Origin of the sequence: Pannus brasiliensis CCIBt3594, assembly GCF_036688125.1 — a bacterium.
Classification (GTDB): Bacteria; Cyanobacteriota; Cyanobacteriia; order Cyanobacteriales; family Microcystaceae; genus Pannus; species Pannus brasiliensis.
The window spans coordinates 1-16,040 of record NZ_JBAFSM010000051.1 but is presented as its reverse complement, the minus strand read 5'-3'; the positions used below and the strand labels follow the sequence as shown (position 1 = coordinate 16,040).

At 52.9% G+C, this 16,040-nt stretch carries 17 protein-coding genes; 5 read left to right on the top strand and 12 right to left on the bottom strand.

What is annotated here, in order from left to right:
- Nucleotides 1–97: 97 nt before the first annotated feature.
- Complete coding sequence (mnmG, locus tag V0288_RS20395; RefSeq protein WP_332867012.1) at nt 98–2,029, bottom strand: tRNA uridine-5-carboxymethylaminomethyl(34) synthesis enzyme MnmG; 1,932 nt, start codon at nt 2,027–2,029, stop codon at nt 98–100.
- Nucleotides 2,030–2,401: 372 nt separating this feature from the next.
- Here mnmG and V0288_RS20390 point away from each other — a divergent pair, with 372 nt between their 5' ends.
- Nucleotides 2,402–3,277, top strand: a complete 876-nt coding sequence (locus V0288_RS20390) for a hypothetical protein (RefSeq protein ID WP_332867011.1) — start codon at nt 2,402–2,404, stop codon at nt 3,275–3,277.
- On the opposite strand, the gene V0288_RS20385 is transcribed toward V0288_RS20390, so the two are convergent.
- From V0288_RS20385 to queA, 10 genes are all read right to left on the bottom strand, one after another.
- Nucleotides 3,236–3,979 carry a peptidylprolyl isomerase gene (locus tag V0288_RS20385; protein ID WP_332867010.1) on the bottom strand — a complete coding sequence of 248 codons (744 nt, stop codon included), beginning with the start codon at nt 3,977–3,979 and terminating at the stop codon, nt 3,236–3,238. The genes V0288_RS20390 and V0288_RS20385 overlap by 42 nt on opposite strands.
- A 395-nt stretch (nt 3,980–4,374) precedes the next feature.
- Nucleotides 4,375–4,605: a hypothetical protein gene (locus V0288_RS20380; protein ID WP_332867009.1), complete on the bottom strand. Its 231-nt coding sequence runs from the start codon at nt 4,603–4,605 to the stop codon at nt 4,375–4,377.
- Between the two features lie 22 nt (nt 4,606–4,627).
- The gene (locus tag V0288_RS20375; RefSeq protein ID WP_332867008.1) at nt 4,628–4,849 is read right to left on the bottom strand and encodes a hypothetical protein; all 222 of its coding nucleotides are present in this window, start codon (nt 4,847–4,849) and stop codon (nt 4,628–4,630) included.
- A 221-nt stretch (nt 4,850–5,070) separates the two neighbouring features.
- Entirely contained in the window at nt 5,071–5,343 is a 273-nt protein-coding gene (locus tag V0288_RS20370; protein ID WP_332867007.1) for a hypothetical protein, read from the bottom strand.
- Between the two features lie 432 nt (nt 5,344–5,775).
- Complete coding sequence (locus V0288_RS20365; protein WP_332867006.1) at nt 5,776–6,042, bottom strand: hypothetical protein; 267 nt, start codon at nt 6,040–6,042, stop codon at nt 5,776–5,778.
- Between the two features lie 284 nt (nt 6,043–6,326).
- Nucleotides 6,327–6,611, bottom strand: coding sequence for a hypothetical protein (locus V0288_RS20360; protein WP_332867005.1), 285 nt, complete (start codon nt 6,609–6,611; stop codon nt 6,327–6,329).
- Nucleotides 6,612–7,559: 948 nt separating this feature from the next.
- Complete coding sequence (locus tag V0288_RS20355) at nt 7,560–7,895, bottom strand: HetP family heterocyst commitment protein (RefSeq protein WP_332867004.1); 336 nt, start codon at nt 7,893–7,895, stop codon at nt 7,560–7,562.
- A 35-nt stretch (nt 7,896–7,930) separates the two neighbouring features.
- Entirely contained in the window at nt 7,931–9,526 is a 1,596-nt protein-coding gene (locus tag V0288_RS20350) for a beta-barrel domain-containing protein (RefSeq protein WP_332867003.1), read from the bottom strand.
- 1,468 nt (nt 9,527–10,994) lie between these two features.
- A complete protein-coding gene (locus V0288_RS20345; protein ID WP_332867002.1) occupies nt 10,995–11,540 on the bottom strand; it encodes a DUF1269 domain-containing protein in 546 nt (181 codons plus the stop codon).
- 132 nt (nt 11,541–11,672) lie between these two features.
- Nucleotides 11,673–12,761 carry a tRNA preQ1(34) S-adenosylmethionine ribosyltransferase-isomerase QueA gene (gene queA / locus V0288_RS20340; protein WP_332867029.1) on the bottom strand — a complete coding sequence of 363 codons (1,089 nt, stop codon included), beginning with the start codon at nt 12,759–12,761 and terminating at the stop codon, nt 11,673–11,675.
- 155 nt (nt 12,762–12,916) lie between these two features.
- Here queA and V0288_RS20335 point away from each other — a divergent pair, with 155 nt between their 5' ends.
- A complete protein-coding gene (locus V0288_RS20335; RefSeq protein ID WP_332867001.1) occupies nt 12,917–13,306 on the top strand; it encodes a hypothetical protein in 390 nt (129 codons plus the stop codon).
- Nucleotides 13,307–13,312: 6 nt separating this feature from the next.
- On the opposite strand, the gene V0288_RS20330 is transcribed toward V0288_RS20335, so the two are convergent.
- On the bottom strand, nt 13,313–14,407 hold the full coding sequence (locus V0288_RS20330; RefSeq protein ID WP_332867000.1) for an LOG family protein: 1,095 nt from the start codon (nt 14,405–14,407) through the stop codon (nt 13,313–13,315).
- Here V0288_RS20330 and V0288_RS20325 point away from each other — a divergent pair.
- The 3 genes from V0288_RS20325 to V0288_RS20315 all read left to right on the top strand — a co-directional run bounded on the left by V0288_RS20325 (nt 14,393) and on the right by V0288_RS20315 (nt 15,882).
- Nucleotides 14,393–14,599, top strand: coding sequence for a hypothetical protein (locus V0288_RS20325; RefSeq protein WP_332866999.1), 207 nt, complete (start codon nt 14,393–14,395; stop codon nt 14,597–14,599). The genes V0288_RS20330 and V0288_RS20325 overlap by 15 nt on opposite strands.
- A gap of 136 nt (nt 14,600–14,735) precedes the next feature.
- Nucleotides 14,736–14,987: a ribbon-helix-helix domain-containing protein gene (locus V0288_RS20320; RefSeq protein WP_332866998.1), complete on the top strand. Its 252-nt coding sequence runs from the start codon at nt 14,736–14,738 to the stop codon at nt 14,985–14,987.
- Between the two features lie 52 nt (nt 14,988–15,039).
- Nucleotides 15,040–15,882, top strand: coding sequence for a DUF6671 family protein (locus V0288_RS20315; RefSeq protein WP_332866997.1), 843 nt, complete (start codon nt 15,040–15,042; stop codon nt 15,880–15,882).
- Nucleotides 15,883–16,040: the final 158 nt, after the last annotated feature.

Genomic DNA, 16,040 nt, shown 5'->3' with positions numbered 1-16,040 from the left:
ACTGTTGTAACATCGATTCCCGATCCGATAACCTCGATCGACGGACAAACTCTCGAAACCCGCAGGAATTAGCCTTTTATCCTTGAATGATGGCGCATTACGCGTTCCCTACCTGTTCCGCGGGTTCTGCCTGTTGTTTCCAATTGCGTACCTCTAAATACACCAGTAACGCGTTGATATCCGCGGGATTCACGCCACCGACGCGGGAGGCTTGGCCGATCGTCGCGGGTTTAATTTTGGTTAATTTCTCCCGCGATTCCATTGACAGGGTTTCGATTTTCATGTAGTCGATATTCGCGGGTAAAGCGCGATTACTGTGGCGACTAATTTGGTCGATCTGATTCTGTTGCCGTTTCAGATAACCGGAATATTTAATATCGATTTCTACCCCCTCTCTTTCGGTGAGATTAATATCGGGGTTGGCGAGTCCGTAGCGATCGAGATCGACGTAATGGAATCCCGGACGACGTAATAAATCGGCGAGGGAGAGAGAACCTTTAATTTTCTGTTCGGTGTCTTGGACGATTTGAATCGCTACCTCGTCGCGTTCTTTGACCCGCGTTTCGTGCAGACGTTCTTTTTCCGCGATGATATTCGCTTGTTTGGTTTGGAATAATTGCCAGCGTCGATCGTCAATTAACCCGATTTCCCGTCCGAGCGGGGTCAGGCGTTGATCGGCGTTGTCCGATCGCAATACTAACCGGTACTCCGATCGACTGGTCAGCATCCGGTACGGTTCCCGCAGATCCTTGGTGCAGAGATCGTCGATTAGCGTGCCTAAATAACTCTCCTCGCGGGGGAAAACGATTAATTCCAGTCCTTTTACCAGTCGCGCCGCGTTAATCCCCGCCACGATGCCCTGCGCGGCCGCTTCCTCGTAGCCTGTCGTCCCGTTAATCTGTCCCGCGCAGAATAGTCCCTCGATTTTTTTCGTCATCAGGGTGGGGTAACATTGGGTCGCGGGGAGGTAATCGTATTCGACCGCGTAGGCGGGACGGAGCATCGTGCAGTTTTCCAGCCCCGGCAGGGTACGGAGCATGGCTAGTTGAACATTTTCCGGTAATCCCGTCGAAAACCCTTGAATATAGAGTTCGGGAATGTCGCGCCCTTCCGGTTCGATGAAAATCTGGTGACTCTCTTTGTCGGCGAAACGAACGATTTTATCCTCGATACTGGGGCAGTAGCGGGGGCCTTTGGAGTCGATGAAACCGCCGTAAATGGGGGATAGGTGCAGATTGTCGCGGATGAGTTGATGGGTGGCCGCGGTGGTGCGGGTGAGGTGACAGTTCATCTGTTCGCGCTCGACCCACGCTGACGGATCGAAGCTGAACCAGCGCACCTCGTCATCGGGCGGCTGGGGTTCTAATTTGGAGTAATCGACCGATCGCTTATCCACCCGCGCCGGGGTTCCCGTTTTCAGCCGTCCCGTCTCGAATCCGAGGCGATTCAGGGTATCTGTTAACCCGACCGCGGCGAATTCTCCCGCGCGGCCGGCGTTCATCGATTTCCCGCCGATCCAGATTTTGCCGCCTAAAAAGGTTCCCGTGGTCAGAATCACGGCTCTCGCGGCGAAACAGGTTCCGAAATAGGTTTCTACGCCGAGAACTTCCTCGTTTTCGCCTAAAACAAGATCCGTCGCCATTCCCTCGCGGATGACGAGATTTTCCTGATTTTCGACGATGTTTTTCATGATCGCGGCGTATTCCCGTTTATCGGTTTGGGCGCGTAATGCCCAGACCGCGGGGCCGCGACTGGAGTTGAGGACGCGTTTCTGGAGATAGGTGCGATCGGCCATTTTACCGATCTCGCCGCCGAGCGCGTCTACCTCGTGGGTGAGTTGGGATTTCGCGGGGCCGCCGACCGCGGGGTTACAGGGTTGCCAGGCGATTTTATCGAGGTTCAGGGTGAGGAGTAGGGTACGACAGCCGAGACGGGCGGACGCTAGGGCGGCCTCGCATCCCGCGTGGCCCGCCCCCACCACCACCACGTCAAAGCGATCTTGGAAGTCTACGGGAGAGGGGTTCGTCATAACAGGTCGTCGTTACCGAAAATTCACTGGATTTCTATTCTAGCAAGGGGTGTCGGGGCTTCGAGCGATCGGGGCGCGGGCGATCGGGGCATAAGTCGCGCTTATCTGATCCCGAATCCTTGATGAGTAAGGCTTTCCAGGTTTAGAGACTCGATCGCCCTCCGAGATTTTCCCGAAAAAGCGATAGCGAGCGAATTTTCCGTCTGCCTCGGGAATGATTTTTATGAGCTTGAATTTTAGAAAAATTTGTTTTAAAAAGTGGTAATTTTTGGATCGAATTGTCGATAGATCATGATTTCTAATATAGGATTATTTTATAAAAATTGTTGATACAATTGCAATTATAAATTAGTTTGAAATAGGGATCAGAACGTGAAAGTTTTCCCGATCGATCGCGGTACTCGATCGTTTCTCGTCGCTCCTGTCTTCGCGGCGGGTTGGATCGGGTTCACCATGCCAGGTATAGCGGCCACTCTCTCTAGCGATTCCACGCTCGCTCTCCAGATCTCGAACTTCAGCCACCCCGCGAAAGTTGTCGGTACGGAAGCCGATGTCAAGACGGTAGCGCTCGCGGGCGACTCGGGAGAGGTAGCGATTAAAACCGCGGTAGATTCCCTCTTCGTTACCGATGAAACGACGGCTTTCGGCTATTCGATTTCGGGATCGATCGTGCGGGGAGAAGGCTCGAATTATCTGGCGAGAAAAAATGTGGTTTCTACCCTGCTCGGTCGGTTCGATATTCAAGCGGATACCGATTTCCGTTTCGAGATAGAAGCTTATCTATCTTTATGGAACCTATCGAATAATTCAGGAGAGAAATCGATTACTAATTTAGGGATTACAAGCGTATTCTTACAGGATACTCGCACCCGAAATACTATCAATGTTTTTGAATCGATCGGATCGATCGATACCGGCGAATTCGCACCCAAAAACGCGGATTTTTTCCAATTTAGGAAAAATAACCGGACGAACACGCTGGAATATCTCTCGGGAACATCCTTCGGCGGAGAGGAAGAGACGATCGATTTCTTTTTAAAAGCTTCCTTTCAGATCTCCGTTAGCCGGGATACCGAATTCGCGCTATTCGCCTCCACCCGATCGTGCGTCGATACCTCGAAGGGGGGGGGGATTTGCACCGTACCGGAGCCTTCTCCCGCGCTCGGCTTACTCGCGGGGGCGATCGGGCTAAGTGGTTTCGGGTTACTACGCGAGGTTATGAATCGTGTAGTTAAATTCATTTTCTAACCATTCTTGAAACATTTTTTCGAGAATTTCGTCGTGAATTTCCGAAGTTAGTTTCGCCTCTAGGAATTCTTCTACCATCAGAATATGATAACCCTGTTCTGTATGAAACGGGCAGATAACTTCCCGCGGATTCGCGGCGAAGATTCTCGTGGCTAATTCGGGATGAATACCCCAGCGATACAGTTTCCCCTCGTACCCGCATCGCGCGCGACGATTTTCATCGATATCGTACAGGTGCGCCGCGAGAAAGAAGCCGATCTCTTCCTCCTCGATCTGATAAAAAATCTCCCAGGCTAGTTTTTCATAGGGAACGATGATTTGATAGAAGGACACCCGATCGTAGTCCAGTTTGTTCTGCGCGAAAAATTTTTCCACCTCTCTCCCGAATAGAGATTCCGCCAATTTTTTCCGCAGGAGTTGATGTTCGATGCCGGCTTCCCATTCTTCGGGGGTAATCATCTGATCGGCTAACCAGGCGAAAGTATCGTCGGCTTTTTCCAGGCGTTGTTCGTGGCGGAAGTTATCCGCGTGGCCCTGGATCTCCCGGGGAGTGACGGTGACGTTTCTCTCTCGGGCTACCCGATCGATAATTTTTTGAAAAACCATATTTCGATAGATTTCTTTGATACGCAAATCTTCCTTAAGAAAGGCGACAATTTCTTCGGGCATAATCGAGGATTGAAGGTTGTGTGGGGGATTCATCGGTATCATAGCTTTTAAGCGACCTTCGGTAGCCAACTACTTCAGCATTTATTGTAGAACTATTCTGATACTGATTCTATCAATTTTGGTCGCGCCTTGAAGGGAAAGATCGAGTGATAACCCGATAACTATTGGCCGAAAATTGCTAGATTTTTGAAACATCAGAGATTGCCAATGCTAAAAAAAAGAGGCACTTTCTATTTTTTAGGGCGAGATTTCCCCGCGGAAGCAATCGATCTATCCGTATTTCTCGTGATTTTAAATAGTCTTTAAATAAAGCGTTATCCTACTGTTGTGACAGTAGGATTAACGTCAGATGACCGATACTTCCCCGTGTCGCGATAGAATCGGGCCGGCCTACCTTCTATCCACCCGACAAAAATCTAGGAAACCGATCAACGTACCTCGGTCGAGACAACAACCAGGGGCCGATCGCCGATACTAGCGGCGGCGGCACCCGCCGCCGCCGCCCCGGCGGTCGCCTCCAATCCTCTTACTCTGGTAAGAGCCGTGACACTCGCTCGAACCACTACCTGAACCGGCCCGAAAGCACCCGCGACAATTTTCGCGTTTTCGCTCCGGGTAATCTGGCAGAACTCTAGATTCTCGATCCGGAATTGACTCATGGTTTTCTCCTTTTATTCTGGGTTAATAATTATCGAGAGAGAAAGAGAGCGCGGCAGTTACCGCGGCGGTCGCCGTCACGGCGACCACGTTTCCCGCGGCGCGGCTTATGGCTTTGGCTTCGATCCCGACCCCCGAGCGTCTTCCGATACCGCCCTTAACTTTTCTCGGGGCGTGACGATCGAGATTTCCGAAACTGTTTTCCCGGGCGATCGACGATAAATGTTCTAGGTTGGTAATCACCATATCTATAACCTGGCCTCGATTTTGTGTAGAGTTATCACGATGAAGTCGATGCTTTCGCGAAAACCGAACGGGAGCGATCGAAATGTACCGTAGATTTAAACGAATACCGGGTTCCGATCCCGATCCGAAATCGATACGGTCACGCCGCTCCCGAAACGGTCTTCTAAAACATCGATCGTACAGCGGGAAAAGAAATCTCCCGCTTTCCGTATCTAGACGATTTACGACTTCGACGCGGCATCGATAAATAAGCTGGTAGCCGAGAGCGCGCTTCCCGTGGCGGTAACGGCCAGGGTGTCCACGACGACCGTGGTATCCGCCGATTTACTACCGCTGGCTAAAACATTGGCCAGGACGGTAGCGGTAGCGGTAGCGGGCTTGGGAAGGGAAATAGGAGGATATTTAACGACGGGCTTGCTACCTCCACCGTTGACCAGGGCGAATTGATTTTCAGAAACTTCGAGTTGACAATATTCTAAATCGCGAATAAACATGATCCAGATCTCCTGATTGGTATTTCGAGTTTGTGGATGGTTTTGGTACCATTTAGAATCGAGCGGTTTCAGAGGTTCGCATTACTTTTAGTAGTCTTTTATATCGGGGCGATTCCTCACCGGAAGAGCGAAAGAAAACCCGAGATATAATCGGCTATTTACTCGGTAAATTCGCGATGCCTTTCAATCTGAACTCCTATCCCTGATTCGTTGTTTTCATCATACAAGAGGGCAAGCGAGCCGGTGTGCCACTCTGGCAATTATTTGGGAATCGGACGCTGAAAGGATGTTTACAAATCGCTGGAAAGGAGGCGGATAAGCTGTTCGGCTTCTCGATTCCCGGGCCGATCCGAGCGGGGAGCGGGGCCCGGCACCCGAAAAACGCGGTTTACATTCCGAACAGCTTACGGTTTCCGCTATCCTAGGAAACGATCACGATTCCGATCGAGAAGACGAGGAAGCTCCTACCTTAATAGAATTCTTACCTATCTCGATATATCCCCGGTGATAGCCCGAGATACGAGCTTTCAAAGAATCGGCCGCCGCCGCGAGATAACTGGCCTTGTAGGCGGCGACTCCGAGATCCGGGATCTCTTTAAATTCCCAGATTTTGCTGTAACGGAAGGACTTGCGGGTTCCCCCGACAATTCGGCAATCCGGTTGTACCCGATCGACGTGTTCGAGATCTGTAATCAACATGATTTTTCCCTCTCTAGAAAGTGGATGTGGAACGAGCTAGAGAATGATAGAGCGGGAGTTTTCCCGATTCTCACCAAGAGCAAAAACGCCGGGCGTTGAACGACCGACCTTTCGCGATATGGGAGAGTGAGTGATACCCGGGCCCGATCGACGGGGGGCGGGTGTGGAAAAACCTAGCGATCGATCGAGGGTTCGTTTCCGGATAGAGAGTCCGGGAAAATTCCCGTTTCCACTACCTCGATCGATCCTAGATCTACGGTCTGGGCGACCCGGTTCTAGTTCTCTTACGAGGCGATCGCTTTAGAGGACGAGGTCGAGACGGCGGAGACACCGTGCGGGCCACTCTTGGCTTCCGTGAAGGTGTCGGTGTCCGTGAACGCGAATTTGAGACCGGACGCTTTGGCCTCGGCATTCGCCAACGCGATCGCTATCCCGGGCTTGTAGGGTTTTTCGACGGTTTCGGGTTTAACCGGCTTATAGGCCTCGCAATATTTCTTCTCGTAGCCGCCCCCGTGAATCGCGTGGTCTTGGGCGATCGTTTCCATGTGGCTCAGGTTAGCGATAATCATTTGGTTACTCCTGGGTATTTTTTATGCGAGTGAATCTAGAAAAACCTAGACCAAATCTTGGACAATTCCAGATTATATAATTTTCTATAAATTCGGTTGCCAAGTTGGCATTTTTATGAAACAAAATTGGAAACAAGAATCTGGTATATTTTCGCTATAAAATCGAGCGCTTCCCGATTTTTACCGTTTTTATCGCGTTCTACCGGACAGATTCTCCGGCGATCTCGCGCGCTCATTGTTGATAGTAGACCTCGGGGGGAACGCGAAATTTCTCGCGGGGAAAGGAATCGGGAGAAATCAGATAGAGAGGAAATCACCCCGGAAACCGCTCGAAACCGATCGCTCTTGTCAACCGTCTTGTTCCGCGGGACGGGATACGGAGATCGGGGTTGCCAACGGGGGAGGTCAAGGGTCGGTTTCCCCGCGCCGAACGAACCGAAGGGATTCCCCGATTCGAGCGACGCTGTAATTGGCAGGGTTGACGTTCTTCGGCCCTCGAACCCGAATCGATCGGAAGGTCTAGTAAAGTATCGAGAGGGTGGCGTTTCTCGCCAAGACACGGCGCGAGATCCCCCTACCCCCATCCTCCCGGTCGCGGTCGCGGGGTCGCCTCCGTCCGGGGGCCGATCGCCCCGTTTCCGAGTTTCCCGCTCTTTTCCCGCTCGGAAAAACGGTAAACTCTCTAAATACCCGGCTCGCGGCCGATCGGAAAGGAACGAAGACGAATATTCCCGGCACGAATGGGAAAAAAGCGGGAAATATAGGGATCTGTCCCTACTTCCCGCGGGTGGGGTTGCCGAGCGAGGGCGAGTCCTACCGAATTTCCCGAAACCGGACAGACTCGCCGGGAACGGGGAAAGGATCGAGGCGAAAGAGAAAAGGGGGACGGAGCGGACTTTTCCCCGTGTCCCCCTCCCCTATCCCCGCTAGAACTAGAGAGGATCGCGATTACACGCCCCAGCAATGCCAGGCTCTCCCGCTCCCTCCTTTGGCGCGGACCTCCTCGCGATCGAGCGGGCGGAGGGAGGACAAATCCCCGATAGCGAGATCTTCCGAGGCTTTCTTGGTCTCCTTCGGCAGATCCCGTCGGGTGTTGTCCTTGATCAACCGGTTATAGGTGCGATAGGGAATGTAGTGAAGGGGGTTGTACCCGGCGAAACGCAGGATGAGCAAACAAGCCCAAGAGTATTTCCCGTTGAGGATCGCGTCTACAATTTGCTCGAACTGCTCTTCCGTCATCGTTTTATCGCGTGTATTACTGGATTTGCCGTAGAACTGATTCATTCTCGTGATAACTCCTCATTTTCGCTCGTTAATTTTTATAAAGTCAGTCCGTCTTTTTGTAATTTCTGGAACGGCTCCAATAAAACATCGACAACCCGACGACGACGGATCAGGATCTCCGCGGTGGCGGTCTGTCCCGGCTTGAAGTGGAGGGCTTTTCGGGACGTTTTCGGATCGAGGGAGATCTCTAGCCGGTAAACTTCCCCTCGTGTCTGGTCGAACTTACTATCGGCGGAAATGGTCGTGACTTTCCCGCCGATCACCCCGTAGTCCTGATAGGGGAAAGCGTCGAATTTCAACCGGGCCGATAATCCCTGTCGGATAAAACCGGCCTCTCGATCGGGTAATTCGGCTTTCAAGACTAAAGGAACGCCTTTGGGAGCGATTTCGGCGACGGTTTGCCCCGGTTGTAAGACCTCGCCCGCGTTTTTCAGATTGAGGGTTAAAACGGTTCCCTCGACGCTGGAACGCAGGTATCGGTCTTTCAGTTTGGTCCGGGCGGCCGCGAGTTGCGTTTTCGTGTCGGCGATCGAGGCATCGAGTTTCGCGATATCCAGTTGTAGCTGTTTTTTCTCCCGCTCGTTGTCCAATCGGGCCGCCCGCGCTTCCCCTCGTTTCCGCGTTAACTCCGCTTGGAGTTGTCGGATTTCCTGATAGGTTTTAGCGAGTTCGCCGCGGTTTTCGGTGATCCGGGTGTCCAGATCCTGGAGCGAGCGGGTGGCTTGAAAGAGTTGGTCTTCGGTGCTATTGACATCCTGAAGTTGACTGAGGGTGATTTTCTGCTCGGTGTCGCGCAGGGCCTGTTCGGCTTGGAAAAGCATTTCCCGGGAGATCGCCCCGTCCGCGGCCAGGGGTTCGAGTCGCGCGATCCGTTCCTGATTGGCCTGTCTTTCCCGTTGCAGTTGCGCGAGCCGGGTGTTCGCCTTTTCCGGTAGGGCTTGCAGTTGCCCGTAGCGCGCCCGATAGGCCGAGAATTGTCTTTCCTGTTCGAGGAGGAGTTGCCGGGTGGTGTCCAGTTTGGCCCGGGCGAGGTCGATCGCCGATCGGGCCGCTCCCTCTTCCGCGTCGGCGATCGCCTGTCGCGTTTCTCCCTGTAGATTCAACTGTTCCAGCAATCCCTGTTTGCGCGTCCGCTCGATCCCGCCGGCGTTCAAACTCTGTTCTAAGCGTTCGATCTCTTTGAGCGCGAGGGTCGTATCGAGTTCGGCGATAATCTGCCCGGCTTTCACGGTATCGCCCTCTTTGACCTCGATCCGACTGACCTTGCCGGCATCGATCGGCTGGATCTTGTAAGTTTCCCCCTCGGGAACTAATTTCCCGACCGCTTTACCGACTTCTTCAACTTGGGCGAACCAGGCCCAGGCTCCGAAGGCGATACAGAAAATCGTCCCCCCGACGAGCAGTTGTAGCGGGAAAGTGGCGGGAGGTCGATCGAGCAGGGTTTGCAAGGGGGATGACCAGGCCGGTGTTTCCCGATCGAGCGCGGGCGCCGGGTGGGGGAAACCGGTCGGCGAGGGTAGGGAAGGACTGGCTACCCCCCCGTAGATCTCCCGGGAGGAGGACGGAGAGGGAAGGGAGAGTCCGTCATTCGTTTCCCGATCTCGCTCGATCGGGTGCGGTAAATTTTCCATAACGGTCACTAGCGAGTAAGCGGATAGGAGGGGACCACGGATCGCGAGGGGAATTCGCTGTCCGGGGCCGTTCGAGAAAGAGGGGCCGAATCTCGGAAAAGCCTCGATCGGCGGGAATCAACCCGGGAATCGAGGGAAATAGAGCGATCGGCCCGGTCGATCGAGGCTCGGCTCTCGCGATTCCTCCGGAATAAAAACTTCGGTTGACGAAGACTCTGTTCCGGGATCTCGATCGGTTTTTTTGAAGGATAAACTGACCATATTTCCCTGATTTTGATAGATTAGTACGGGTTATAGCCTTGACAAAGTAAATTTAAAAGCGTTTTTTTTCAAAGCTACACGTATCCTTCAATCCTGTCAAGTGACTTTCTATACTTGACCTATTCCTCAATTTCATTGTGATCGATCCCACCCTAGTCCGGATGCCAACTTGGCAAACTCATAATAAGTTTTCCAGGCAAAAATAGAGGACTAAAGCCTGAAACTCACTAATTACAAAGCTTCCATCGATTATTCTTATTGGCTTATTAAGCTTTTTAGATGATTAACGAAAATCCGTAAAGACGAGAGCGCATCTTGGTGATTCGGGGACGATCAATATCAGGAGTGCCATTGTTATTTTTTTAGTTTCTCATCTATCGCGAGGAGTATATAGTAACCTTTATTCCTCAACATCAAGATAGAGAATTCTGTCGGCGATCGGTTCCGCCGTTTCTCCCCGATCGGCCCGTTTCCGAGAATTCCGGCCGCTCCCCGCCGTTTTTCCCGCTAACCGCCCCGGAGAAATCCGCTCCCGGACGGAAAACGAGTTCTTCAGCAGGTAGGGTCGGGTTTAGATACGCCAAAAGGAATAGTAAGGGATGCTTTCGCGGCAGGAGTCGGGAATCGGGAGCCGGGAGCCGGGAGCGGTAAATCGGTTATAAAATCGTAAAGTGCCTATTTTTTTATATACCTTGCATTACAGCGTTTCTCGAAAATCGGCGGTACATTCCCCTCTTGTAGGAGTGCCGAAAACCCCGAAACCATTCCCTCATCGTTTAGGAAAAAAACTGTAAAATTTTTTGACGTAAATCGACTCGCGATTTTCCCTTCCGCGGGATGTTTACGGGATTGAAAAGACGCGTCTCGCTCGCGTGTTATCTATCGTTTCCCCACGCGAGCGATCCCCGCGAGTCGCGGGACGAGCCGTCTACCGTGGCGAGGTCGCGTCCCGTCGCCCGGACGCGATACGATCCCCCCTTTTGGGTTGCCCGTCGTTCCCCTCGACAATCGCGCGAAGATCTTTCCTACCCATTCTAGAAAGTCAAGCTACCGTTCGCGAATGGGATTATTGTAGCGACGAGGTTTCCCCGCCCGGTCTGTAGTAAATCTTTTAAAGAATCGGTATTCAACCATCGCCCGATCGAGCGCGATCGAACGACCTTCGGAGTGACCGAAAATCGATCGACCTCCCTCGCGCGGCGGTAGCTCAATACACCCCCCAATTCTCCACCTTGGACTCTTGAAAAATTCCCTCGGTCGGACGGATCTCGTCCTCCGCGCCTTCCACGACCACTAACGCGTGACCTTGCTGGAGTCGATCGCTATAAACCCGCGCCGCCGCGTCCGGAATCCCCAACTCCGTCAGCGCCTTCACCAGATTCCCGGAAGCGATCGCCGCCACCCCGGTACTCGCGGTCGATGCCGCCAACGCCGCCACGAAACTACCCGCCGCCAGAATCGGCCCGATCCCCGGTAGGACGAGACTGGTTAAACCGATCAACGTGAAAGCCGTCGCGCCCAGCGCCACCGTATCCGCGACCACGTTACTCGGGGTTTCCGGTTTCGCGTCCCCCACTCGATCGACCAATTCCGCGCCCTCGATCGATTCCCCCGTCCGTCCCGCGTCCCGCGCGATCACCGATACGTTATCCATCGGGAAACCCGAATCCTTCAACGCCTTCAGCGCTGTGTCCGCTTCCTGTAAATTGACGAAAGTTCCTAGCGCGTGTTTTTTCTGTCCGGTAGCTACCACGGTTTCCCCCCGAATGACCCGAAAAATTTCCTTTCCAGTCCATTTTCAGGCCGCGCCCTCCCGCTCTCCCTCTCACTTCGGGCGGAATCGATCGATGAGATCGGGAAATTCCCCCCCCGCGCTCGATCGCTTTTAAATTTTCGCCGACGGTAGGATTAACATGGCATCGCCGAAGGAATAGAAACGGAAATTCTCCTCGATCGCTTCCCGGTATAAATCTAACAATCTCTCCCGACCGATAAACGCGCTCACCAACATCATCAAACTAGATTTCGGGAGGTGGAAATTGGTGATCATCCCGTCGATCACCCGCCATTCATAGCCCGGATAGACAAATAAATCGGTTTTTCCCTGGAACGGCGTTAACTCTTCTTTTTCCGTCTCCTTCATCGCGCCCTCTAACGCGCGCGTCACCGTCGTTCCCACCGCGATCACCCGTCCTCCCCTCGCTTTCGTCTCGGCGATTTTCCGGATCGTTTCCGGGGAAATCTCGAAATATTCCTTGTGCATGACGTGATCGGTAATCGTTTCCGTTTCCACCGGGCGGAAGGTTCCCACCCCGACGTGTAGGGTGATGTACGCGGTCTCGATCCCTTTTTCCGTCAGATCTCGGAATACTTCGGGCGTGAAATGTAGTCCCGCCGTCGGAGCGGCCACAGAACCCAGTTTATCGGCGTAAACCGTTTGATAGGATTCATCTACTGCCGTCGAGTCCGTCACATAGGGCGGTAGGGGCATATGACCGTACTCTGCCAACATCTCCCAAAACGAGCGATTTTCGGGAGTATAAAACTCGATCGCCCGTCCCCCCGTCGCCAGATCCCGATCGATCACCCGGGCCTTCCATAACGCGCTCTCGTCCTCCGTCTGTCCCGATTTCGGAAAAAACGCGATTTCCGAGCCGATTTTAAAGCGTTTCCCCGGTTTTACCAGCGATAACCAGGAGCGATCGGGTCTTTCCTCCAATAGTAAAATCTCCACCGGCGCGCCCGTGGTTTTCCGTCCGTACAATCGGGCCGGGATCACCTTCGTATCGTTGAGAATCAGTAAATCGCCGGGTTGTAACCAGTTCGGAAGATCGCGAAACGTGGCGAAATGGCGACTGTCGGGGGAATCCACCACGAGAAGACGGGAACTATCCCGAGGCGTGACGGGATTTTGCGCGATCCGCTCCGGGGGCAGATGATAATCGTAGCTAGAAAGTAACCGATCGAGAGTCATCGTATAGCGTAAAGTAAAAACGGTCGCGAAAAATTGGGTAGGATTACCCAAGTCAATCCCGCGAAAATGGGGGATATCTCCCGTAGAAGCGGACAACAATTTCTTGTCAGACTAGAGATATAACACTAATCGGGACTATTAGCCAAGCGGCCACTATGGATTACCTTTACTTCCTCGCTAACGCTAGTTTAACGCTACGAGTCACCGAATACCTCCGTTCGATGACTCATCTACCGCTCTCGTCGATGACCGTCATCCATCAGATCAACGGTTGGATTGTTAAGGTCAAATTTAGCCACACCCTGACCCCCGAACAACACGGGGACTTCCGGGCCTACATGAACGAGTTAGGCATTCCCTACCAGCCGGAAATGCGCCTCCAGATGGTTTTCTGGAGTCTGGAAACCGGTCAATCCCCCATCGATGTCATGCGTCGCTATCAGGTGGCGATCGTCTCCCACGGAACCCCGGATCTCAACGATATCGAGTCTTTCCGACAACAATTCACCAAAGGGCTGGGATATTGCCCCGAAACCCTAGGCTAACGAGCCTTATTTCCGCTCTGGATGTTCTTCCTCCGTCGAGACGAGGCCGAAAGAATTAATCAGATGGATCAGTTGGTACAGGCGACCGTAACTCTGTTGGTTGAAGTGAAACACCAGCCGGGGTAAATGACCGGTGCGGGCGATCTCCCGCAATTCTTCCTGTCCGTTGGTTTCTTCCGATAAGGGCTTACTTCTCTCGATTTTCCCCGTCACCACGATATCGCTAAACATATCGTTAATCTGCTCTAACTGGGTGTCGGTTATATCGTGATTGAGACGCATGACGAAAGATTCTCCCACGAAACGGCTCGAATGGTACACCCGGTAGAAATTCCGGATCGCGTCGCAAGCGAGGGTTAAATCGTTGGTGATCGTGTAGAGATACACGTCTTCCGGGGAAATCAAACCTCTTTTCTGTAAATTCGCGCAGATACGCTCTTGCCAGGTTTGCCAGTAATCGCCCCCCGGTTCGTCGATGAGGACTAACGGCGCGGGGCCGTATTTTCCCGTCTGGCACAGGGTCAGGGTTTCAAACGCCTCGTCCTGCGTTCCGAAGCCGCCGGGGAACAACGCGATCGCGTCACTCTCGCGCAGGAAAAACAGTTTCCGGGTGAAGAAATACTTGAAGGAAATTAATTTCGGATCGTCGATGATGTAGGGGTTCGCGCCTTGCTCGAAGGGGAGTTGAATATTCAGGCCGAAAGAGTTTTCCCGTCCCGCGCCCTCGTTGCCGGCCTGCATGATACCGCCCCCCGCGCCCGTCAACACCATGAATCCTAGATCGGCGATCCGTCGGGCGAACTCTACAGCAAAACGGTACTCGGAACTACCCTCACTGATGCGAGCCGAACCGAAAATCGTGATCTTACGGGTATGACGGTAGGGATAGAAGGATTGAAAACCCCGTTCCATGTCTTCGAGCGCGTGGGTGAGGATCTTCCAGTCGAGTCGATCGATCTCCTCCCCCGACATCCTAACCAATACTTCTAGGGCGCGTCGAATCCATTTCCCGTGTTTGAGATCGGGCAATCGATCGACCAATTTCAGCAAATCTTCCCCGAGATCGGGGGACAGGGCGGGATCGGGATGGGAGATCACCATAAGCTCGAAGAGTACGATACACACTATTGTAGCGAATCCCGTAGTTTACGGAAAAATTTAAGAATTGCTACAATCGGCATTCTGGCGACCCGATCGACCGCCGGGGGTACAATCGGGAAAGGATTAGACTTCCTGCGAAAATCAAAAATCTCTGGTCGGGGCGGGAGTCAGGAGTCAGGAGTCAGGAGTTAGGAGTTAGGAGTCAGGAGGAAAAAGGAGAAGTAAAGAGATTATAAAGTTATAGAACGGTTGTTTTTTACAAAAAATATCTAAAAATATAGGTTTAGAGTTGATTTTAACTTTCGATTCTCACTTTTGCCGGAGGTCTATGAATATCCGTCTCACACCGGATCGGGAACGTTTTATCGCGTCCAAACTCGAAGGGGGAAAATATCGCTCGGCCGATGAAGTTCTCGCTATAGCCCCGAGCTTGCTAGAGGAATTCGATCGGGCCGAAGCCCTATGGATAGAAGAAGTACGCGAAAAAATCGATGCCGCGCTCGCGATCTCCGAAACCACCCCTCCCGCGGACGACGAAACGTCGATCGATCGAATACTCGAAAGATTTCCCCCGGTTTAGCGAAGTCTCGCCCTCTACAATAGGATCGATCGATTTCAGAAATTGATGGGAAATGTTCAAACAACGAGCGGCCGTATTAGCGACGATGCACCGGAAGGAGCGCGCGATCGCCCCGATTCTCGAACGCGAGATCGGTTTAAAAGTCATCGTCCCCGACAATTTCGACACCGATCGCTTCGGAACCTTCACGCGGGATATTAAACGGTTGGGAACGCAGATCGAGGCGGCGCGAGCGAAAGCGATCGAGGCGATCGAACTCACCGGGTCCGAAATCGGCATCGCCAGCGAGGGCAGTTTTTACCCCTACCCGGATTTTCCCCTCGTTACCTGTAACCGGGAGATCGTGTTACTGCTCGATCGAACCAACGATCTCGAAATCATCGGTCAAGCCATCTCTACCGACACCAATCACGCCGGAATGGACATCGCCACCGTCGAGGAAGCGATTTCCTTCGCCGGAAAAGTCGGCTTTCCCGAACACGGGTTAGTGGTGATGCTCTCCGCGGAACCGGAAAGCGATGAAGAGATCTTCAAAGGAATTACCGCTGAAAAAGAGCTAATTACCGTTGTCGAGAGATTTTTAACCAAACACGGGAAAGCGCGTCTCGAAACCGATATGCGCGCCCTGTACAATCCCACGCGGATGAAAGCGATCGAGCGAGCTACCGCCGACCTCGTTCGTAAACTAACCCGACTCTGCCCGAGTTGTTCGCGGCCCGGATTCGACTCGATCGAGCGTCTTCCCGGTTTACCCTGCGCGCTCTGTCACCTCCCCACCCCCCTGATCCGATCGGAAATCCTCGGCTGTCATCACTGCGGCCACCGGCAGGAAAACCCCTTTCCCGACGATCGGGAAACCGCCGATCCCATGTACTGCGAGTATTGCAATCCTTGAGGGGAGGCAGGAGGCATTTAGCTATCAGCTATCAGCTTTTAAGAGGCGATTTTCCCGCTATAAGCTACTATTTACAGCGTTTCTCGATCATCGGCCGTACCTTCTGCCTCCTGACTCCTGACTCCTGACTCCTGACTCCTGACTCCTGACTCCTGACT